The organism is Dehalobacter sp. DCM (genome assembly GCF_024972775.1).
Taxonomy (GTDB): Bacteria; Bacillota; Desulfitobacteriia; order Desulfitobacteriales; family Syntrophobotulaceae; genus Dehalobacter.
Window position 1 is genome coordinate 4,026,836 of sequence record NZ_CP092282.1, and the last position, 20,854, is coordinate 4,047,689.

The following is a 20,854-nucleotide window of genomic DNA, read 5'->3' on the forward strand; positions in this document are numbered from 1 at the left end:
ACCCTTCATGTGAATCCAGGGACACCGGCTTCAACAATAGCAACATCGCCTTTGGCTGTCAATGTTCCGCTTATACCTCTGACTGCATTATACAGCGGAAGGTTAAATTCTCCGTCTGTCCCGGGTGTTTTTGGCTGTTCGAGACGACAGGTGAACGTAACATGATCACCAGCCCTTACACCATCCCATCCCGCCAAATAGTTACCATGATCATCAGGATAGACCCTTAGATTATAGGTACAGCCCATGCGCGAACTGACTCTTTGCTCGCCATCTTCAACGAGGAGCATGCCGCGGCCTGCTGTCCCATCCATCGACCAATTCATAAGCCTTCCTTGGATCGCCACATTGTCAATTATTAATGGCGGAGCCACCTTTTTTTCGGCAGGTATACCGCATATAAATCCTACAAGAAGGCTGAACGCGACCAGTATGACCTCCGGTTTAACCATGCGGCCGACAAAATCGCGAGGTTTCCAAACAAAGACGATTCCTAAAAACAGCAGCATGCAAAACAAAAACAAGTAAACCCATACTTCTTTAACAGTAATGACCGAGATAAACCCGCCAACTAAAACGGCAGCCGCCAGTCGGACAAAAATATCCTTCATGCCCGGACCTCAACCCTTTATCATAAATTAATACATGATGAGTTACGGCCCAATGGTGATATAAGCCTGCATTTGCTCATACTTCTTTGGACCGATACCCGAAACACTTTGAATATCTTCCGGATCCGTAAATAGACCGTTTTGGGTTCGGTAGTCGATGATCCGCTGGGCTATAGCCGGTCCGATGCCGGGTATCGTGTCTAATTCACTGAGCCCTGCGGTATTGACATTGACCTTTCCCGATGAGGCGCTCGAACTGTTTGTGCCGCCTCCGACTGTTCCGCCGGAGACATTACCCGCTGCAGGATCAGACGCATCCTCGCTATCGGTTTTCGTCGGAATAACAATTTTCTGTCCGTCTTTAAGCTTTTGTGCCGGATTTAAACTGTCGAGATCAGCGTCTGCTGTCAGTTCAGCTTCTTTCAGTGCATCATTCAATCTGGCGTCTATAGGCAGATGCTGCAATCCGGGATGTTCGACGGCACCGGTAATATACACAACGATTTGTCTATTTTCCTCGGACTGATCGATGGTTACCGGCGATTTGACAGGCAATAGCATTCTGACTGCTGCGCTTATCAGCAAGGTACCAAGGACACACCACCAAATTATTTTGATTCTTTGATTCACCGAATCGACCCCTTACACTCCCAATATATACCATATTTCTCCACAAGCGGACAAATTCCTTTTTTTACCACAAATAATTTTTATTAGTTCCTCTTTCTGGCTTAAATTCGTATGTTCCCCTTTACGCTTCGGTACATAAACTATAATAGCCATAATATGGTAATTATGATATAAGGAGGTACTGACGTTTTATGACATTGTTTAAAGGAAATTCGGTTAATTATTCGATGCTGGCACCGTATGTTGGATCCCGCGCTACAATCAGCCTTTTTGATGGACACACGTATCACGGGGAAATTGCTGAAATCCGCAGAGACGGTATTCTTTTTCATTCCGATAACCCGGGATTCTTATTTCTCCCATTTTTGGCGATAGCCTCATTGGCTCTGGCAGTTCCCTTTGCCTACGGCGCGGGATTCGCCTCTGGTGCGCGTTATGCTTATGGCCCATACCCTTATTTGTATTAGTGCTTATCCATTTCGTTTCTCTGTCTTCTGCTCATAAATCTGGACATTGTTTAAAGCGATACCGCTGCCACTGAATAATCAGTTCGGCGGTATCGCCTTTCTATCCCCTGCAATATTCTCTGACATAGCCTTTCCGTCTATTTCACAACGATATTGACTAATTTCCCGGGAACCGTCACTACCTTCATCACGTCTTTGCCTTCCAGGTGCTGCTTCACTTTATCAGAGGACAGGATACGTTTTTCCAGCTCTTCTTTGGATATCTCTGCCGGGACTTGTACCTTATCTCGGACTTTGCCATTAACCTGCAGGACGATCGTCACTTCGTCTTCAACCAAAGCGGCGTCGTCTGCTACCGGCCAGGCTTGCTGATGAATACTGCCTGATTGGCCGATTTCCTGCCACAGTTCCTCGGCGATATGAGGCGCAAACGGTGCCAGCAGTTTAATGACCGTTTCGACGCCTTCCTTCGTTACGGCCAAATCGACTACTTTTTCTTCTTTATAGAGATACAGCGCGTTGACTAATTCCATGATCGCACTAATTGCCGTATTGAAATTGAACCGCGCGCCAATGTCATTGGTCACTTTCTTGATGGTCATGTTCGTGTTGAAACGCATCTGTTTTGCTTTCGCATCCTGTGCGTCGGAGCTGATACCGTGATTACCGGCACAACTTTGGATTCCCTCCTGCAGCTGACCAACCAAACGCCAGATACGGTTTAAAAAGCGGAAACACCCTTCAACGCCTTGATCGCTCCACTCCAAGTCGCGCTCCGGTGGGGCCGCAAAGAGAATAAACATACGGGCTGTATCCGCTCCGTACTTAGAGATGATCTCTTCCGGGCTGACGACGTTTCCTTTGGACTTGGACATTTTGGAGCCATCCATACAGACCATGCCCTGTGTAAGCAGATTTTCAAATGGTTCATCCACATGCAGATAGCCAAAATCCCTAAGCGCTTTAGTAAAAAACCGAGAGTAAAGCAGATGCAAAATAGCATGTTCAACACCGCCGACGTATTGGTTCACATTCATCCATCGGTCTGCGGCCTTTTCATCAAAGGCCTTCTCCGTGTTGCGCGGATCACAATATCGGAGATAATACCAGGAGGAACACATAAAGGTATCCATAGTGTCAGTTTCTCTGCGGGCGGGCGCACCGCATTTCGGACAAACCGTATGCACAAAGCTATCCGACGTGGTGAGCGGGTTTTCTCCGGATTTAAACACGACATCATCCGGTAGGAGCACCGGTAGCTGATTATCCGGCACCGGTACGACGCCGCATGTATCGCAATAGATCATAGGTATTGGCGCACCCCAATAACGCTGACGAGAAATGAGCCAATCTCTTAAACGATAATTCACCTTGCGCACGCCAAGCTGGAGCTTGACTAATTTCTCCGCCATGCGTTCCAACGCCGTATGATTATCGAGTCCGTCAAATTCCTGGGAGTTTACCATGATCCCATCTTCAATGAAGGCCGCCGGCATCGGTATGTCTTTATCGGAAGCAGCCATCTGAGGGTCTAAAATGACCCGTGTGATCGGCAGCTTATACTTCTGGGCGAACTCAAAGTCACGCTCGTCGTGAGCTGGAACACCCATGACAGCGCCTGTTCCATATTCAAATAAAACATAATTAGCGATCCATATCGGCACGCGTTCACCGCTTAACGGATTAATGCAGTAATGACCAATAAATAGTCCTTCTTTTTCAGCTTCAGAGGATGTCCGGGCTATTTCGGTCAAGCCTTTCATTTTTTCAATGAAGGTCAGCACGTCTCCCTCGTAAGTGGTTCCTGTAACCAATTGAGAGACTAATGGATGTTCTGGGGCTAAAACGACATAACTAACGCCATAGATCGTATCCAGTCGGGTCGTAAAGACCGTTATTTTATCATCGCTGCCCTCGACCTTGAACTGGGCTTCAGCTCCTTCGGAACGGCCAATCCAGTTGCGCTGCATTGTTTTAACCTTTTCCGGCCATCCGGCGAGCTTATCAAGATCGTTTAATAGCTGCTCCGAATAATCCGTGATTTTAAAGAACCACTGCTCCAGGTCCTTTTTGGTAACCACCGTATCACACCGTTCACAGGCACCATCAACGACCTGTTCATTTGCCAGTACAGTGGCACAGGACGGGCACCAGTTTACTGCTGCCTTCTTCTTATACACAAGGTCATGTTTGTAAAATTGATTGAATATCCATTGTGTCCAGCGATAGTACTCCGGGTGACACGTGGCCACTTCTCTATCCCAATCATAGGATATCCCCATCTCACGAAGTTGGCGCTTCATGTTGGCGATATTCTTCCAGGTCCATTCGGCTGGAGGTGTCTGGTTCTTAATGGCAGCGTTTTCTGCAGGCAAGCCAAATGCATCCCAACCAATGGGATGAAGTACATTATAACCCTGCATCCGTTTGAACCGGGCTATAACATCAACGATCGAATAATTCCGGACATGTCCCATATGTAAGTTCCCCGAAGGATACGGGAACATCGCCAGTGCATAGAATTTTTCTTTGCCTGTATCTTCGTCAGTTTTCCCCGCTTTTTCCTCCAGCCATTTTTTTTGCCATTTGGCTTCAATTTCATCAAATTGGTATCTTTCCCGCATGATACTACGCCTCCATGTTATAAATAGGCCAAGTGCAATAACGTGCTCTCTTTATCAAAGCAAAACTCTCATCCTCAAGGGACGAGAGTGACTCCCTTCATGTTGCCAATGCTTACACAGATAAATCTCAAATCAGCTTAATCGCCAAGAGACAGGTACACGTTATTAGAAAGTAACTGTACGCGCGTCGCCCCATAGCCTTTCCAAACTGTAAAATTCTCTGGTATCCGGCGTCATTATATGTATAACCAGATCGCCACAGTCAATGAGTACCCACTGGGCCTCAGGGAGGCCTTCAGTCCTTATGACTTTGATACCTGCCTCAGGCAATTTCTCAACTAAATGTTCGGTAATTGCTTTCGTCTGGGTCGTACTGTTTCCGGTGGCTATCATAAAATAATCGGCAATAATGGAAATCCCCTTTAAATCCAATATAGATATATTTTGACCTTTTTTATCCTCGATAAAACCAACGACTTTCTGCAACTGGTCCGGACTAATTTCCAAATTCATACCTCCTTAGAATCACACTCGCTTTTTAATGACGCATATGTCAACGCTGTCAGCGGATGAACCCTTTTCTTATTCATGTTAAGGTAATTCAACGTATGTTCGACACAAGCCAACGTACCTTCTCTAAGGTCATGATACAACTTCTGGCGGAGCTTGTCTACTCCGGGAAAGTCTCTCCCCGGTTCCGTCAAGTCCGCGCTGTAAATCAGCATCTCCAGGGGCGACATATTGGGTCTGCCCAACGTATGGTTAGCCACTGCCTGCAATATATCCTGGTTTCCTACCCCATAATCATGCTCCAGCATGTAGGCTGCCAATCTGCCATGCAGAACCTGAGGGTTTTCTATATCCTGAGGATACACAATCAGTTTCAATTCCTTTGCTCTGCGTATCTGTTCTTCAAGGGAATAACCCTTAGCTAAATCATGGACCAGCGCGGCAAGACGCGCATCATCCGGTACAATATTGTATTTTGGCGCAAGCTCTGCGGCTAAAGCCTCCACACCCAGTGAATGTTGGAGTCTTTCCGGTGTCAGCATTTCTTCAGCAAGCAATCTGAAATAAGCAAGTCGACTATCCACACTATCCATACTATTCACACTATATCAACCTTCCTGAGTGCTAGAAGACCATTCTCGAATTAGTTACTCAAATTGCTAACATATTTAAAGAACCGTGTACCAGGATATATGAACAAAGATACGGTACATAAGCTGTACCGTATCCCTTCGGGTCCAGGGTCTGGAGATTTAAGATAAACCAGTATTTTCAAACCGGATATGATAGATTCCAACGAATCCTCAAAATCTATTTATCTTAACATAAACCCCTAACCAAAAAATGTTAGACAGTTTGGCGAGGTCTTGCTTCGTTTACTGTCAGTGAACGGCCATTGAACTCGCTGCCATTAAGTTCTTCAGCTAAGCGCTCAGCATCATCTGCAGCCACTTCGACAAAACCGAAACCTCTTGAGCGTCCGGTTTCTCTGTCAGTAATGATTCTGCTGCCGATGACATTGCCGTATTGGGAAAAGAAATCAGTCAGATCCTCCGAAGACGTACTCCAGGGGAGATTACCCACGTACAGGGTTTTTGTCATGGAATTCACCTCTAAAATAATTTTGATAATAGTATTGAACAACTATTAATATACTATTCAATCCTGTTCGAAGTCAAATGTTATTTATCCCGGTAAATATTATTATTCATGATGAAAGAGCGTACTTCTTCCGGCAGCAGGTACCGGATTGACTTATTATTTTCAAGGCGGAAATGGATATCTGTGGATGAAATTGCCAATGCGGGAATTTCCATTTGAAATATTTTACTCTGGGCAAATGGAAATCGAACATACAGTTCCTCTAAAAAGCCACTGGCATCGTAACCCGGTCGTGTAGCCCCGATGATATTCGTCGTCCGGATAATTTCGTCGGCATCCCGCCAGGTGAGTATATCTTTTAAGGCATCCGCACCCGTAATAAAAAAAAGCTCCTGCTCCGGAAAGATATGATGCAGCTCTCTTAATGTGACGGACGTATAGGAAGGTCCCTGCCTTTTTATTTCAATGCGTGATACTTTGAAATTGGCATTATCCTTAATCGCTAATTCGACCATCGTATAACGAAGTTCTGCATCGGCAATGTGTCGGCTTACTTTATGCGGAGGTATCCCTGTTGGGATGAACAAGACATTATCCAGTCTAAATTCCGTCCGTGCTGTTTCTGCCGCAACCAAATGGCCATAATGAATTGGATCAAATGTTCCTCCCATGATCCCGAGACGACTACCGTCTGAGATCGCTGCGTGAACGCGGTCTTCCATTTCTATCCCCTCTGCAGTCCCAATTTCTATAATTTATTTTTCTTTTATGGCAGCTCAATGACCGGCTTTTCGCTTGATGGACGATACAATAGAAAATTCCGCCCAATAACTTGGACTAAGTCCGCGTGAGCAGCTTCAGCTAATGCTTCGGCAATATTCTTGGGATCATCGGCACAATTTTGCAGAACTCTTCCTTTAATTAGTTCTCTTGCTTCCAAAGCATCATGCGCCTGTTTAATGACATTATCCGTTATTTCATCCTTACCGACCATAAGGATTGGTTCCATTTCATTCCCCATCCCGCGTAAATATCTTTTTTGTTTCCCGGTCAGCATCCTATCGTCCTCCTTCAGACCATTGCAGTTCGAGGTTTCCGATCTGCACTTTGTCGCCTTCTTTAACACCGCGTTCCCTTAAAGCGTCATCAACGCCCATTACCTTCATGATATTCTGGAAGCGCATCACGCCGTCATCTGTATCCAAATAAGCCATCGCTGCATGTCGTTCGATTTCCTTGCCTGTGATGACATAAACGTTATCCTGGCGGGAGATCACAAACCGCGCATCGCTTTCTGCTTTGACAAGGCGATGTTCATCCGGACTGGCAGAAAATTCAAGAGGCGGTGTTTCCGGCAGCATTTGAATGATCCGATGCAGAAGTTTTTCGATACCTTCGCCGGTCACTGCGGAAATCGCATAGATTTCATAGGTACCGCCTAATTCCTGCTTGAGCCGTTCAAGATTTTCTTCGGAACCGGTGACATCGACCTTGTTAGGAACGACAAGCATCGGCCTTTTCGCTAAGGCCGGACTATACAGGGCCAATTCCTGGTTTATAATCCGAAAGTCTTCCAGCGGATCCCGGCCTTCTGAGCCGGAAATGTCCAGAATATGCAGTAAGAGCCGCGTTCGTTCGACATGACGCAGAAACTCATGACCAAGACCGGCGCCGGTATGCGCACCTTCAATAATGCCCGGAATATCAGCCATGACAAAATTCGTATCTTCAACTTCAACAACCCCCAGATTGGGCACTAAGGTTGTGAAGTGGTAATCTGCGATTTTGGGACGGGCTGCTGAAACACGTGAAATCAGCGTCGACTTACCGACATTTGGGAATCCTAACAGGCCAACATCGGCCAGTAGTTTAAGTTCAAACAAAAGCCAAAGCTCTTCTCCCGGTTCACCGCGTTCAGCTACTGTCGGCGCTTTATTGGTATTACTCATAAAACGGGCGTTTCCGCGGCCGCCCCTTCCGCCTTTCGCGATGATCACACTTTGACCATGCTTCGTTAAATCTGCCAGGATCTCGCCCGTTGCCTCATTTTTTATGATCGTACCGGCTGGCACGCGCAAAATCAAATTATCGGCTCCTTTGCCGTGCATGTCTTTTCCCTGGCCGTGCTCTCCGCGTTCAGCCTTATAGTGTCGGCGATAACGAAAATCGACAAGGGTCCTTAACCCTTCGTCTGCTACGAGGATAACATCCCCTCCGCGGCCGCCATCCCCGCCATTGGGACCTCCCAGCGGGACATACTTTTCCCTGCGGAAGGAAACCGCACCGGCTCCGCCGTCACCTGCTTTTACAAAAATCTTTGCACGATCGTAAAACATTGATACCCCTCAGTTTCATCTTGCATTCTTCATCTTCTATGTCATGGTTTATTTCATCAAACATATCCGTATATTAATTCAGCAGGTCATACTTTAAGCAATTGCAGCACACCCTTATGATTTACTGACCTGTGGTGTATGATTTCTGCTTGACACAAGTATCTCCCTTAAATAAACCATAGTCACAGGTAAACCCGCCCTCGAGACTCCCCAGTAGAATAACCCCTTGATATCCTTCGGGATCGAGCATTACAGACATGTCTGAACATTCTTTAGTGTATCCAAAAAAACTTTGTGCATATTCTTCACGCCAATGTTTTTCCCAAAATTCCTCATTTTTCATCTCCGGCGGAAATTCCAATCTATATTTTATGCCCTTCAAACGCAACATAAAATACCATCCCAGAAGGAGTCCAAGGAGCGTTTTATTGCCGATACGATAAATATCCTGCTGCGGACGAATGTCCTCTAATACATCATCGATATAGTTTAAGGCCTTATCCGGCATTTTTAACTGCAAATATCCTTTGATTACCTGAAAGAAATTCAGGAAATCATGCCGCTGAATCTGAAAGTTATTTAGCTGCTCGTAAAGCATCTCTTTATCAAAATCGGCCATCTTTCTTCTCCTTGGTATAGATTATTCCACATAATAACATACCCCCGGGCTAACCCAGGGGTATGACTGAAATCGGTTATTGAGCTTGATTGACCCCGTTTTCCGCATAAATACTGACTTGCTTGCGGTATTTGTCTTTACGTTCAAACTTCACATAGCCATCGGTAAGCGCGAAAAGCGTATCATCACTGCCTATGCCGCAGTTTTTGCCAGGATGGAGTTTCGTACCGCGTTGCCGTACGAGGATATTTCCAGCCAAAACGAACTGTCCATCAGAACGCTTGACGCCAAGTCGCTGCGCATTACTGTCTCTATCGTTACGGGTGCTTCCCATACCTTTTTTATGAGCCATGAAGTTCACCTCCTAAACAAAACATATCTGTGTTAATATCAATTACGCATTGATTTTTTCGATTGCAATTTTTGTGTACGGCTGACGATGACCTTTTTTTACGCGAACGTGCTTCTTTGGTTTATAGCGAAAAGCAATAACTTTGTCGCCTTTGCCATGTTCAACAACTTTGACAGCCACCGTTACACCATCGATCATAGGGGAACCTACCGTAATCGTTCCATCTTTCTCTACAAGCAGTACTTTGTTAATGTCCAGAACCTGTCCGGCAGCGACGTCAAGTTTTTCTACATTGAGGACTTCGCCTTCTTGAACTCTGTATTGTTTACCACCTGTTTCAATGATTGCATACATATTCTTACACCTCCCAATCCCAGACTCGCCTGCGTAGGTCGGTCTGCAGCCAACGGCCGAAACCAGTTAATTACCTGAAAAGCGCGGTTGTGGTGGAAGACACCACGTCTAGCTATTTTAGCATTTTACCAGCTATTTTGTCAACTGGGTGCTCTCCGCCGTAACGAGCAGCCAGCGTCTGTCCTTCCTTTTTGCGTGTCACTTCAACAAGTCCCAGTTTCGTTCGTCCCATCACCTGGCAGCGCACTTTATCCTTTAAGAACAATTGATTCAATAAACTGAGAAGCTGATCCCAGTCGGAATCGGTCTCCATGTCAACAAAGTCAATAATAATTATGCCGCTCACGTTGCGCAGCCGTATTTGTCGTGCTATTTCTGATGCCGCTTCTAGATTTAAATTCAGGAGTGTTTGCCGGAGTGTACGTTCACCCTGATATTTACCGGAATTGATATCGATGACTGTCATCGCTTCGGTTTTTTCAATGACCAAATAGCCTCCACTCTTAAGCTGAACCCGTGGTTTCATCGCCCTTTTGATTTCGTCATCAATGGTGTGGCGTTCAAACAAACCGCCTTTTGCATCGGTCCGAATCTTGCCGGCAGCCGTACAACCAACTTCACGAAGCCGCATCCTTAGTATTTCCGCAAATTCCGCATTGTCAATAATGATTTGGGTTACATCCTCATCGATCGTCTCCCGTATGAGACGAGAAAAAGGATCACTGCTGCTGTAAAGCAATCTGTCCTTGCTCCGCTTACCCATTCTCGCTTTTAAGTCCCTGTAGAGATCAAGAAGTTTTTCCGTATCCTCGATCAGATCCTTCTCGGATATACCTTCAGCCAATGTGCGGAAAATGAGGCCGGCATCTTTTAAATCAATGTTTTTTCCGACACCCAATAAACGCTCTCTTTCTTCATCCGAGAAAATTTTTTGGGATATCGCTAAATATCCGGCATTATCCGGCAGCAGGACCAGAAAACGCCCGGGCAGCGATAACTGTGTCGTGACTCTTGCGCCCTTGCTTCCAATTGGTTCCCGGGTCACTTGGACGATGACCTCCTGCCCTTCCTTTAAAACATTTTCAATTGGTTCGGGCAGAGCATTGGGCGGTATGATATCACCGACATAAAGAAATGCGTTTTTATCCAATCCGATATCGATGAAGGCCGCTTGAATACCCGAGACCACATTCTTAACGGTTCCTCGGTAAATATTCCCGGCCAGCCGCAATTCGCGCACGGGGTCATCCAGGATTTCGACCAGTTTGCCTTCTTCCAAAACAGCCGCTCTGATTTGGTTGTTTTCGGTGGTGATCAGAATTTCTTTCATGGATCATTTCCTGCCTTCCGAATCAGTGAGGCCACAGTGCCTTATCCACCTGAAACTTATATGATAATGGGACCTGACGTTACTGGCATCTGTCAATTACAATCTCAAGCGGTGTAAGCAGCTTTCCATCGGCTTGTTCAATAAACAAGCCGGTCCGGGATGTTTTGACTCCCGGGATATCTATGGGCAGCATTTCGAGTTCTCTCAGACTTTCAAGGACCTCAACCGGTCTTACCGACCCGGAATTACCGGTAACTATATCAAGACAGATCGACGTCTCCGTTAGCGGAATAATTGCTTTAACATATGGCCGAATGTCTTTTTCAATTCTTTTTCCTTGCTGGATGCGACCATAGATAACTTGTTCCCGCGAAAGCCAACGGTTGCAGATCATCTCAACCATATCCAGATTGAGACTTCCTATATATGAGACCGCTGTCTGATATCGGGCAAGATTAATCACCGCCATCAACGCCTTGGTGCCAGCAGCGCAAAATCCATAGCCGGCAATATCTATCCCCGGAGGCAGTTCCCTTTGCAGGCGATGAACAATATCCTGAATATAGCCGTCCTCGTCATTCTTGTCCCGAAATCCGTTTGCGGGTTCTTTCAGACTGATATCGACATACTCCTGTTCCCCTTCGACACCGACCGGCAAAGGAGGGCCAAACGCTATTTTGGGATGGGGATTAAACCCTTCCGAAAAAGCCACAGGGATCTCGGCTCGTCGAAGTGCCCTGTCCAATACCCGTGTCAGATCCAAATGGGCAATATACCGGGCTTCGCCCTTTTTGGTATATGCAAGTCTAATTTTCATTGTATCCGCCTCTCTGATCGTTATCCGTAGTTTATTATCATATACTCGCGCCATCATGACATGTTTCACGCGAAGGTGAATACACTTCTTATTATGATAAAGGAGGTGTATCGCGTGCAATTTTCGTATGGTGATGCTTTGCCGCTTCGATTACTCGATGAGGCTAATTTCTGGAAGCACCAGGAATATGAACATACCATTGTGATCCGTGAAATGGTCTCCAACTTAGAACGAAAATATATTGAGGAATTAAAAGACTGGGAACATGCCTTGACCGAAACACATGGCCAAGTCATCAAGCTAACCGAGACCGTCGTTCGCTACGGTAATATCCAGCCGGTGGAAGACCATGTTTTGCGTCTCATCAGTTTTTGTGTAGAACAAAGCGGCCGTTTCATCCAATTCTTATTTGAACTCTTAAGTCTCAGCCCCGCCGTCAAATCAAATCCGATTTATGTGTCCGTCATCAAACATCAGATCCGCGAATCCGAGTATTTTGTCGGTATCGCTCAAACCATCTGCGGTCAGGTCTGACTTAGCGATTAACCATGACCTTCTTGGCCAAATCTGGACATACCCCGCACTGACTGCATTTACCCCGGCAATCGGGTGTCGCCACCTCTGCCAGGGCTTTTTCGTATTCCTCCGTTAAAAATGCTTTGCTGACACCGGCACTAAGGTGATCCCATGGGAGTACTTCGTCCAAATCATACTTCCGGTCAACATAGAAATGGGGATCCAGCCCAATTTCCTCCATCCCCTGCTTCCATCGCGCATAATGGAAGTGTTCGCTCCAGCCGTCGAATTTACACCCGGCATGAACCGCCCATTCCAGAAGATCCGCTGTTTTCCGGTCTCCTCGGGCAAATACTGCTTCCAGGAAACTAGTCTCAACATCATGATAAAGGAATTTGATCCGATGATCACGCAGCCGTTGCCGAAGGTATTCCTGTTTTTCCCTTAAAACATCCATGCTATCCTGACCAACCCATTGAAAGGGTGTATGCGGTTTGGGAACAAATGAACTCGCGGAAACGGTGATCTTCGCGCCACGTCTGCCTGCCTTCCTGGACAATTCCAAGACCTTTCGGGCTTGATCCACGATCCCGTCAAGGTCTTCATAAGTTTCGGTAGGCAGTCCAATCATATAATAAAGCTTAATACTGCTCCACCCGCCACGGAAAGCGGCCTCCGTTGTTCTAAGCAGATCCTCCTGGGTCACACCCTTGTTAATGACATCTCTCAGCCGCTGGGTCCCTGCTTCCGGAGCAAAGGTCAATCCCGATTTACGCACTTTCTGGACCTGTTCGGCAATACGAACATCAAAGGAGTCCAAGCGGAGTGATGGCAGTGATACGCTGACCCCTTTGGCTTCCATTTCTGCCATTAGTTTCATCAGGAGATCCCCCACACAGGAATAATCGCTGGTGGAGAGAGATACAAGAGATATTTCTTCATAACCGGTTGCTTTGATGGCATCTCTCGCCTGCTGCAGCAAAACCTCCAGAGACCGTTCCCTAAGCGGTCTGTAGATCATGCCGGCCTGACAAAACCGACAGCCTCGGGTACATCCGCGCATAACTTCCAGCATAACCCGGTCATGGATCGCCTCGGTATAAGGAACGATCACTTTATCCGGAAAATAAGCCGTGCTGAAATCCTTAAGTACTGCTTTTTTTACACTATCCGGTACACTGTCGGGAGTCCCCTCCCTCCGACTAATTGCATGGATCGTCCCGTCCGGGTTATACTGCGGTTCGTAAAACGATGGGATATAGACCCCGGGCACAGGTGCGAGCAATGCCAATATTTGATCTTTGCCTGCGCCTTTTTCCTTAGCCTGGCGGATGATTTCCAATATCTTCGGGAACTGTTCTTCACTTTCTCCAAGAAAGAACACGTCAATAAACGGTGCCAGCGGTTCCGGATTATAGGCACAAGGACCACCGGCAAAAACCAAAGGGTCCCCTGCTTTTCTATCCGCTGCTCTTAGCGGGATATCACCCAGTTTCATCGCATTTAAGATATTGGAATAACTCAGTTCGTACTGCAGCGTAAACGCAACAATATCAAAATCTTTAATCGGATGAAACGATTCAAGGGCATAGAGCGGAATGCCTTCTTCTTTCAGTTTCTCCTCCATATCCGGCCAGGGAGAAAAAGCCCGCTCACAAAGAAAGTGCTCATATGAATTAACAAGTCCATAAATGATACGCAATGCCAGATTGGACATGCCAACTTCATATACATCAGGGAAAACAAAGACGACCCGAGTATCCGTCTTATCCCAGTCTTTTTTGATCATATTCCACTCGCCGCCAACATAACGGCCTGGCTTTATTACTTGCGGGAGAACGCGGTCCAGCCGTTCTCGTACCCATTCCTTTGTTTTTTCAGTCATTTTAATATATACCTCCTAAGCACCGATGCTTATGCTGCTATCGGGTTACTATAACATGGGTGTATCGAAAGTATATTATAGCACAGCGACTGATAAGGCACAAAAATCACGGTGTAAGATAATCTATTCATCAACAAAATTATACCTTTTGGGTGAATATTAAGCACTGATTATTTTTTCAGGTCATAAACAGGATAATCCAATCCATGATCCATCATACCCTGAACTACTTCACTCTCGCTGAATGTGCGATTGATGACATCATCCTTACCTAAGACATAGATAAGGCTATAATGATCGGTGGTTAATCCATCGATGACGCGTCTGATCTTCGTATCCCGATGGACTGTAAGTGTATTGCCGGCCAATAAGCCCTGGTTAAAGAGCCGCTCCTTCTTGCGGCACAGCTGCTTCAAAAAAACAATTCTGGCATTGGCCATTTCTTTGCTGCTGCCGATCCAGAAAAAAATTCCCAGGATGATGAAGACGGTTGGTTCATAGATATAAAGACCAAATGCCTGGAGCAATAACCCAATAAAAACAAAAAATCCCCCTGTCCATTTTCCTGCAGCTGCAAGAAAACGCGTAACGGGAATAAAGCCAAACGCGCCTGCAAATAGCCCCCGAGCAATACGTCCTCCGTCCAAAGGAAGGACAGGCAGCAAATTAAAGGACGCCAGCCAGAAATTGATCTTCGCCAATTCCAAAGCCCACTCGCCAATGAGAATGCCCTGACCGCGAAGCACCTGAATAACAATGAATAAACTGATATTGAACGCCGGCCCCGCTAACGCGATAATGGTTTCTTCCTTCTTATTTCCTTGATACCTATCATCGAGGATAGCCGTTCCGCCATAGGGATATAACTCGACACGTAAGACGTTGATCCCAAAACCTCTGGCCGTGAGTATATGACAGCATTCGTGCAGGATAACCAGTCCAAATACCAGGAGCGCCCTCGTAAACTGTCCTGCCAGAAAACATACGATCAAAAGGGCAATAAATGTCGGATGAACCTTAACCTGCATGATAACCACCTCGTCGCCCTTAGTTCTGAATCAGATAATTCAGGGGGTTTACCGGTTCTCCGTCCTTAAGCAATTCCAAATAAAACCAAGGCTTTTCCCGTGCTGAGCTGATCCCAACTGTACCTAATGTCATCCCCTTGGACACCGGCTGTCCTTGTACGACCTTGATCTCACCAAAGTTCCCCAAGAAACCCTCCCAGCCATTGCCAAAATTAATGTGTACCGCTTGTCCATATGTGCTGCTTTCCGTTACTTCCAGAACAACCCCTTCCTGAGGGCATAGTACGGCAGTCCCGATGCTACTTTCGACCTCGATGCCCCGACTGGACTTACCATCAAGACCTGTTCCCGCAAAAGCAACTTTGACTGCTCCGGCAACCGGCGGATAGAAGATCTCCTGTTTTGTCGCGTTGACCGGCAAACTTTCCGTATCTTGGATGCCAATAGCTTCTTTCGCCATAGAATTTAAAGCGGTATATAAATTTCCGCTTTCCATACCACTCTTATAAACCGAATAGACCCCTTTGGAAACACTATCGCTTCCTTGAGAACTGAACACAATTGCTAAAAATAGAAAGGCAGAAAGCAGTACTCTTTTTTGGCTACCATTAATTTTTTCTATAAAAGTCCCGTAGGGCTTTCTTTCATAGGCATACCGGTTCATATTTTTATTCCGGACATAGTCTCTGTCATGGCCATTTTGTCCAATCTCCCGGGCAGCCTTTTCGAATTCCCAATCATCCCAACGCTCAAACGGATCCATCCAGCCCACCGCCTTTAATAGGTTTATTAAAATAAGACAACCCTTATAGAAAATATGCGATACATAAAAAAAAAGAACCTCACGGCTCTTTAAGGTCAAAGTTTTCTAGGGTAAACGTTATGCATGGTCAACGTTCTTTAAGGTCAAAACATTCGTCGGTCCCCGCGTAAATTCACGCTAATCACCAAGCCCACAGCCATCATATTGGCCCACATAGAACTTCCGCCGGACGTTATGAAGGGAAGCGGGATCCCTGTCACCGGCATGATACCCGTCGTCATCCCGATATTAATAAAGACATGAAAAACGATCATGGAAACGATGCCTGCCGTAATCAAGGTGCCATAGCGGTCCCGGGATTTCATAGCAATGGTTATCATCCGCAGCAATAACATGCAAAATATAAATAACAAAATCAATGTTCCAAAAAAACCAAACTCTTCACCAACCACCGAAAAAACAAAATCGGTATGGTGTTCCGGAAGAATATTATATTGTCCCTGAGTACCCTGCTGATAACCTTTCCCCCAGAAGCCGCCTGAACCGATAGCCCAGATGGATTGGAGGACCTGGTGACCATTCCCCGACGTATCTCTGGCTGGATCGATGAAAGAGATAAACCGGTTGATCTGATAGTCCTGCAGCGGAAGAGGCAAACCCTCGAGATATTTCAGCGGTCCCGGCAGGTCTGTTGCTAAATGAAAATATACAGCCAGAATCACAATGGCGATAACCCCAAAGATAATCGCCGCAAACTTTATCGGGTGGGCGCCCGCGACAAACATCATACCAATAAAGATAGCACCGAATACCATTGCTGTTCCCAAATCCGGCTGAAGGAAAATAAGAAAGGTCGGAGGTAGAACAAACAAGAGGGGGAGGATAAAATCCTTGACATTATTCAGTTTTCCTTCCCGGGTATTGAGAAAGGATGCAAACGTCACTATTAATAATACTTTGGCAAACTCCGACGGCTGAATACTTTGTGTCGACGTAATCGGTATCCAGCGTTGTGCCCCTTTGGCCTCGGTTCCAAAGAAAAATACAGCAACCAACAAGATGATCATGAATCCATAAATCCACGGGGACAGTTTCTTATACATATCGTAGTCAAATACCGCCAAGACCACAACAATCACAATCCCAGTCACGATCCATACAATTTGCGTTTTAACATAATGAAACGGGTCATCTGCAATAACGTTGATTGAAGCTGTACTTAGGATTAAGAGGCTCAATCCTAAAAGCAATACAACAGCTGCTATCAGTCCATAATCGAGTCCTCTGAATAATTGTCTATCTGACTTTTTATACTTCGACATCAAATCAATCTCCAAGCCAAGACATGTAATAGTATAGAAAAAGCGCAATCCGTGCTATTCCAAAAATTATTATATCACAATAACTCAAGGAATACCGAATATGCGCATTTTTTCTCATTTTCTCCGGTCAGCTCAATAATTACGAAATCGATTGTGCCCGCTCCATATAATCGCGCCTGATTTTTCTAACTGGGATTTTCGCAACAAGCCAAACATCGTGATCGTCTTGATTAAGAAGAATCTCTGCCTTTGTATCATCAATGACCATATAATTCGTTATTGTTTTGAGAAGATCTTCTTTAACGCGATTCATCAAATAAGGAGATACGGTCGCACGGTCATGAACCAGGACTAAACGCAGCCGTTCTTTGGCATGAATTCGGCTGCTTGAATTATTTTTGCCCCAAATACGATTTAACAATTCCCACAAATTCATTACCCCCCCGGTCCTAGCTTATGCCGACTATTTTTTTTAGTTTTTCCATAAATGTCATCGGTACGTCGAGATTCATCAAAGGTACCTCTTCTCCCTTTATCCGCTGGGCAATTCTGCGATAAGCCTCTCCGGCAAGAGAAACGCCATCCATCACTGCCGGTTCACCTCGGTTCGTGGAAATAATGATCTTTTCGTCCTCAGGTACAACGCCTAGCAGATCGATAGCAAGAATATCAACAATATCCTCAATATCCATCATATCGCCCTGTTTCACCATTCGCTGTCTAATCCGATTGACGATTAAACTTGGATTTCTAAGCCCGGCACTTTCCAATAATCCGATGATCCGATCAGCATCACGGACTGCACTGACTTCCGGTGTTGTCACAACAATTGCTTTGTCCGCACCGGCAATAGCATTTTTAAAGCCTTGCTCTATTCCCGCTGGACAGTCGATCAGCGTAAAATCAAACTCTTCCCTAAGCTCTTCGCAGAGTTCCTCCATCTCAGCAGGACTAACGGCTGTTTTATCCTTGGTCTGTGCTGCCGGAAGGAGATAAAGGCTGCTGAAACGCTTATCTTTAATAAGCGCTTGCATCAATCGGCAGCTGCCACTGGTGACGTCAACAAGATCATATACGATTCTATTTTCCAACCCCATAACCACATCTAGGTTACGAAGCCCGATATCCGTGTCGACCAAAACGACCCTATATCCGGCAAAAGCGAGAGCTGTGCCAATATTTGCCGTCGTTGTCGTTTTTCCCACGCCACCTTTCCCTGAAGTAACAACAATCGTTTCACCCATAATTGTTCCTGCCTTTCATGTGTAATCGTATGAATTTTACAATAATAGCAATAATTTACATCAGACGAGTATACATTTTCCTTGCCCTCATTTACCACACCTATCTGCACCGCTACGATAATTCGAAACATCATTGTGGTGCTCTTTTCAAATGTAATTTATGTAAAGAATTTATGGTAAATATGATTCTACAATCCACTAACTATTTCCTTTAGCGAAAAAAGAAAACCGAGGTTCAAATTCCTCGGTTATTCTTATATATATTCCTATTTCCAGCCAAAATATTGTTTAAACGCAGCTTTGGCGACATAACCTGCTGTTTCACTGCCGTGTCCGCCGTATTCGACGACCCCGGCAAAAGCAATTTCCGGATTATCGTAAGGAGCAAACGCAACAAACATTCCGTTATAATTATCGCCGCCGGACGTTCCTTTTGAGCCGATCTGCGCCGTACCGGTCTTGCCTCCGCCTGTAAATTCGGGGACATCCCTGAATAACCAGGCTGCAGTGCCTTCTCCACTCGTGACGGCCGCCATGGCCTTCTTGATTTCATTCAAGTTTTGCTGAGATACGGAAACTTTGTTCAGCAGCTGCGGTTTATTTTGCTGCAATATCTCACCGCTAACCGGGTCGATAATTTTATCTACGACATAGGGTCTGTAATGGTTTCCGCCGTTAACAATCGTAGCGACATAATTTGCCAACTGAATCAGGGAATACGAATTATAACCCTGCCCGATAGAGTTGTTGAAACTGTCGAATAACCGCCAGTTAACATAGAAATCGATCTTACCCTGGTAGTCTTGGTCCTCTAAGGTGATTTCATTGTCTTTCTGCAGTAATAATGCGTCCTTTTCATCCTGATCCTTCGCCTTGGCCAGGAGTTCAGTATACTTGTCTTCGATTTCTTGAAGATTCTCCGTGTGCTTCCGATCATAGTATGGTTTGAAATACTCCTTTTTCCAGGAAGGTGATGGGGCTATTCCCGTACCTTCGCTAGGAATATCAATACCGGAAGCAACGCCGAGGCCAAATTCATTGGCAATTTTCTTAATCAATTCGGGATCCTTATCAAATACTCTTCTGCCGATGATTTGAAAGTAGATGTTGGAGGAGTGTGCCAGTCCGCTATAAAGGTTGACCCTGCCGAAGTTATTGCCGCCCCATTCCGCAATCCCCTGTTTTTGTACCTCAAGAGGACCCAATGAGGACATGGAATCGGCAAAATAGTCGTTGGGCGAAACAACGCCTGCTTCCAATGCCGCCATCGCTGTAATCATTTTAAAGGTCGACCCCGGCGGATATAATCCCATGATCGCGCGGTTGAACGACGCGGCATCCTCACTGCTGAAATACCGTGTTGCAGTCTCTTCGGAAATAATCCCCGTTAAATCATTAGGATCCATATAGGGGTGGGATGCCATTGCCAGCACTTGCCCGGTCTTGACATTGAGGATCACCGCTGCCCCGGCTTGGGCGTCAGGGTGTTTCTTTTGGATCGATTTGATAACTTTGTCCAGTTCGTCTTCCATAACCCGCTGCAGCTTGCTGTCAATTGTCAGCTGCAGGGTTTTACCCGGCTCAGCTTCCTTGACAATCTCTTTGTCAACAGGGCGCGCTTTGCTGTCGACATTGACGAGTTCCACACCGTGATTCCCGCGCAGCCACGTATCGTAACTTTTCTCCACGCCCATTTTCCCTACAAGATCGCCTTGGGTATATTCATAGGTATCCCCATTCGCCTCAGCCTGCTCATTAAACTGGATGATTTCATCTTCACTGATTTCCCGGACATAACCAAGAACTTGGCCGAGCAAGGTTTTTTGGGGATATACTCTCTCCGCTATCGCCTCAATACTGACACCCGGGAGCTCATTGCTGTGCTCCGCAATGACAGCCTGCAGCTGGCTTGGCGCATCTTCCAAAATAACGACGGTTTGGTAACTTTCCCATTGCTGATTTCGGATCATGACCAAAATATCTTCCGTTATCAAATCGGCCGACTGGTTGGGATACGGCCAATAAGGCTTGATATAGCCCGCAAGTGTCTTCACGACATTCTTCCAGTCCCCGTTTGTTTTTTGCAGATCCGTCCAGTCCAAGGTCAGCGCAAATTTTGGGATACTACGCGCTAAAACGACACCGTTTTTATCGACAATCTCCCCACGGACAGCAGAGGTCGTTACCGTCTTCATGACGTTACCTGCAGCGAGTTCGGAGTAATAATCTCCTTTTGCAATCTGCAAATACCATAACCGAAAACCCAATATTAAAAAAAGAAGGACGACGACAGCACTGAATCCGGCGAGTCTCTTCCGGTACGGTTGGCGCTTCCTTTCTTCCAT

The 20,854-nt window shown here is 45.9% G+C and carries 23 protein-coding genes; 2 read left to right on the forward strand and 21 right to left on the reverse strand.

Going from position 1 to position 20,854, the window contains the following annotated elements:
• Positions 1–5: 5 nt before the first annotated feature.
• Both LPY66_RS18835 and LPY66_RS18840 read right to left on the reverse strand, forming a co-directional pair.
• Positions 6–611 carry a DUF4131 domain-containing protein gene (locus LPY66_RS18835; RefSeq protein ID WP_337985780.1) on the reverse strand — a complete coding sequence of 202 codons (606 nt, stop codon included), beginning with the start codon at positions 609–611 and terminating at the stop codon, positions 6–8.
• 42 nt (positions 612–653) lie between these two features.
• Positions 654–1,241, reverse strand: a complete 588-nt coding sequence (locus tag LPY66_RS18840; RefSeq protein WP_337985781.1) for a helix-hairpin-helix domain-containing protein — start codon at positions 1,239–1,241, stop codon at positions 654–656.
• A 191-nt stretch (positions 1,242–1,432) separates the two neighbouring features.
• On the opposite strand from LPY66_RS18840, the gene LPY66_RS18845 reads away from it, so the two are divergent.
• Complete coding sequence (locus LPY66_RS18845) at positions 1,433–1,708, forward strand: hypothetical protein (protein ID WP_337985782.1); 276 nt, start codon at positions 1,433–1,435, stop codon at positions 1,706–1,708.
• A 137-nt stretch (positions 1,709–1,845) separates the two neighbouring features.
• Here the strand turns inward: LPY66_RS18845 and leuS are convergent, their stop codons facing one another.
• From leuS to LPY66_RS18905, 12 genes are all read right to left on the reverse strand, one after another.
• On the reverse strand, positions 1,846–4,332 hold the full coding sequence (gene leuS / locus LPY66_RS18850) for a leucine--tRNA ligase (protein WP_337985783.1): 2,487 nt from the start codon (positions 4,330–4,332) through the stop codon (positions 1,846–1,848).
• A gap of 165 nt (positions 4,333–4,497) precedes the next feature.
• Complete coding sequence (rsfS, locus tag LPY66_RS18855; RefSeq protein ID WP_337985784.1) at positions 4,498–4,839, reverse strand: ribosome silencing factor; 342 nt, start codon at positions 4,837–4,839, stop codon at positions 4,498–4,500.
• A gap of 2 nt (positions 4,840–4,841) precedes the next feature.
• Positions 4,842–5,426 carry a bis(5'-nucleosyl)-tetraphosphatase (symmetrical) YqeK gene (gene yqeK / locus LPY66_RS18860; RefSeq protein WP_443112502.1) on the reverse strand — a complete coding sequence of 195 codons (585 nt, stop codon included), beginning with the start codon at positions 5,424–5,426 and terminating at the stop codon, positions 4,842–4,844.
• A 262-nt stretch (positions 5,427–5,688) separates the two neighbouring features.
• Positions 5,689–5,943, reverse strand: a complete 255-nt coding sequence (locus LPY66_RS18865) for an RNA recognition motif domain-containing protein (protein WP_337985785.1) — start codon at positions 5,941–5,943, stop codon at positions 5,689–5,691.
• An 80-nt stretch (positions 5,944–6,023) separates the two neighbouring features.
• Positions 6,024–6,665: a nicotinate-nucleotide adenylyltransferase gene (nadD, locus tag LPY66_RS18870; RefSeq protein WP_337985786.1), complete on the reverse strand. Its 642-nt coding sequence runs from the start codon at positions 6,663–6,665 to the stop codon at positions 6,024–6,026.
• A gap of 44 nt (positions 6,666–6,709) precedes the next feature.
• On the reverse strand, positions 6,710–7,000 hold the full coding sequence (gene yhbY, locus LPY66_RS18875) for a ribosome assembly RNA-binding protein YhbY (RefSeq protein ID WP_337985787.1): 291 nt from the start codon (positions 6,998–7,000) through the stop codon (positions 6,710–6,712).
• Between the two features lies 1 nt (position 7,001).
• A complete protein-coding gene (obgE, locus tag LPY66_RS18880; protein ID WP_337985788.1) occupies positions 7,002–8,279 on the reverse strand; it encodes a GTPase ObgE in 1,278 nt (425 codons plus the stop codon).
• Positions 8,280–8,400: 121 nt separating this feature from the next.
• On the reverse strand, positions 8,401–8,898 hold the full coding sequence (locus LPY66_RS18885) for a Spo0B domain-containing protein (protein ID WP_337985789.1): 498 nt from the start codon (positions 8,896–8,898) through the stop codon (positions 8,401–8,403).
• Between the two features lie 76 nt (positions 8,899–8,974).
• Entirely contained in the window at positions 8,975–9,250 is a 276-nt protein-coding gene (gene rpmA / locus LPY66_RS18890) for a 50S ribosomal protein L27 (protein ID WP_337985790.1), read from the reverse strand.
• A gap of 42 nt (positions 9,251–9,292) precedes the next feature.
• Complete coding sequence (gene rplU, locus LPY66_RS18895) at positions 9,293–9,604, reverse strand: 50S ribosomal protein L21 (RefSeq protein WP_337985791.1); 312 nt, start codon at positions 9,602–9,604, stop codon at positions 9,293–9,295.
• Positions 9,605–9,716: 112 nt separating this feature from the next.
• Positions 9,717–10,934 carry an Rne/Rng family ribonuclease gene (locus tag LPY66_RS18900; RefSeq protein WP_337985792.1) on the reverse strand — a complete coding sequence of 406 codons (1,218 nt, stop codon included), beginning with the start codon at positions 10,932–10,934 and terminating at the stop codon, positions 9,717–9,719.
• A 79-nt stretch (positions 10,935–11,013) separates the two neighbouring features.
• Positions 11,014–11,751: a TIGR03936 family radical SAM-associated protein gene (locus LPY66_RS18905; RefSeq protein WP_337985793.1), complete on the reverse strand. Its 738-nt coding sequence runs from the start codon at positions 11,749–11,751 to the stop codon at positions 11,014–11,016.
• Between the two features lie 114 nt (positions 11,752–11,865).
• Between LPY66_RS18905 and LPY66_RS18910 the strand changes: the two genes are divergently transcribed.
• Positions 11,866–12,285, forward strand: coding sequence for a DUF2935 domain-containing protein (locus LPY66_RS18910; RefSeq protein ID WP_337985794.1), 420 nt, complete (start codon positions 11,866–11,868; stop codon positions 12,283–12,285).
• 1 nt (position 12,286) lies between these two features.
• On the opposite strand, the gene LPY66_RS18915 is transcribed toward LPY66_RS18910, so the two are convergent.
• From LPY66_RS18915 to mrdA, 7 genes are all read right to left on the reverse strand, one after another.
• The gene (locus tag LPY66_RS18915) at positions 12,287–14,152 is read right to left on the reverse strand and encodes a TIGR03960 family B12-binding radical SAM protein (protein ID WP_337985795.1); all 1,866 of its coding nucleotides are present in this window, start codon (positions 14,150–14,152) and stop codon (positions 12,287–12,289) included.
• Between the two features lie 170 nt (positions 14,153–14,322).
• Positions 14,323–15,180 carry a M50 family metallopeptidase gene (locus LPY66_RS18920; RefSeq protein ID WP_337985796.1) on the reverse strand — a complete coding sequence of 286 codons (858 nt, stop codon included), beginning with the start codon at positions 15,178–15,180 and terminating at the stop codon, positions 14,323–14,325.
• Between the two features lie 19 nt (positions 15,181–15,199).
• A complete protein-coding gene (locus LPY66_RS18925; protein WP_337985797.1) occupies positions 15,200–15,943 on the reverse strand; it encodes a murein hydrolase activator EnvC family protein in 744 nt (247 codons plus the stop codon).
• Between the two features lie 143 nt (positions 15,944–16,086).
• Complete coding sequence (rodA, locus tag LPY66_RS18930) at positions 16,087–17,265, reverse strand: rod shape-determining protein RodA (protein ID WP_337985798.1); 1,179 nt, start codon at positions 17,263–17,265, stop codon at positions 16,087–16,089.
• Positions 17,266–17,404: 139 nt separating this feature from the next.
• Positions 17,405–17,695, reverse strand: coding sequence for a cell division topological specificity factor MinE (gene minE, locus LPY66_RS18935; protein ID WP_337985799.1), 291 nt, complete (start codon positions 17,693–17,695; stop codon positions 17,405–17,407).
• A gap of 19 nt (positions 17,696–17,714) precedes the next feature.
• Positions 17,715–18,509, reverse strand: a complete 795-nt coding sequence (minD, locus tag LPY66_RS18940; protein ID WP_337985800.1) for a septum site-determining protein MinD — start codon at positions 18,507–18,509, stop codon at positions 17,715–17,717.
• A 266-nt stretch (positions 18,510–18,775) separates the two neighbouring features.
• Positions 18,776–20,854 carry a penicillin-binding protein 2 gene (gene mrdA / locus LPY66_RS18945; RefSeq protein WP_337985801.1) on the reverse strand — a complete coding sequence of 693 codons (2,079 nt, stop codon included), beginning with the start codon at positions 20,852–20,854 and terminating at the stop codon, positions 18,776–18,778.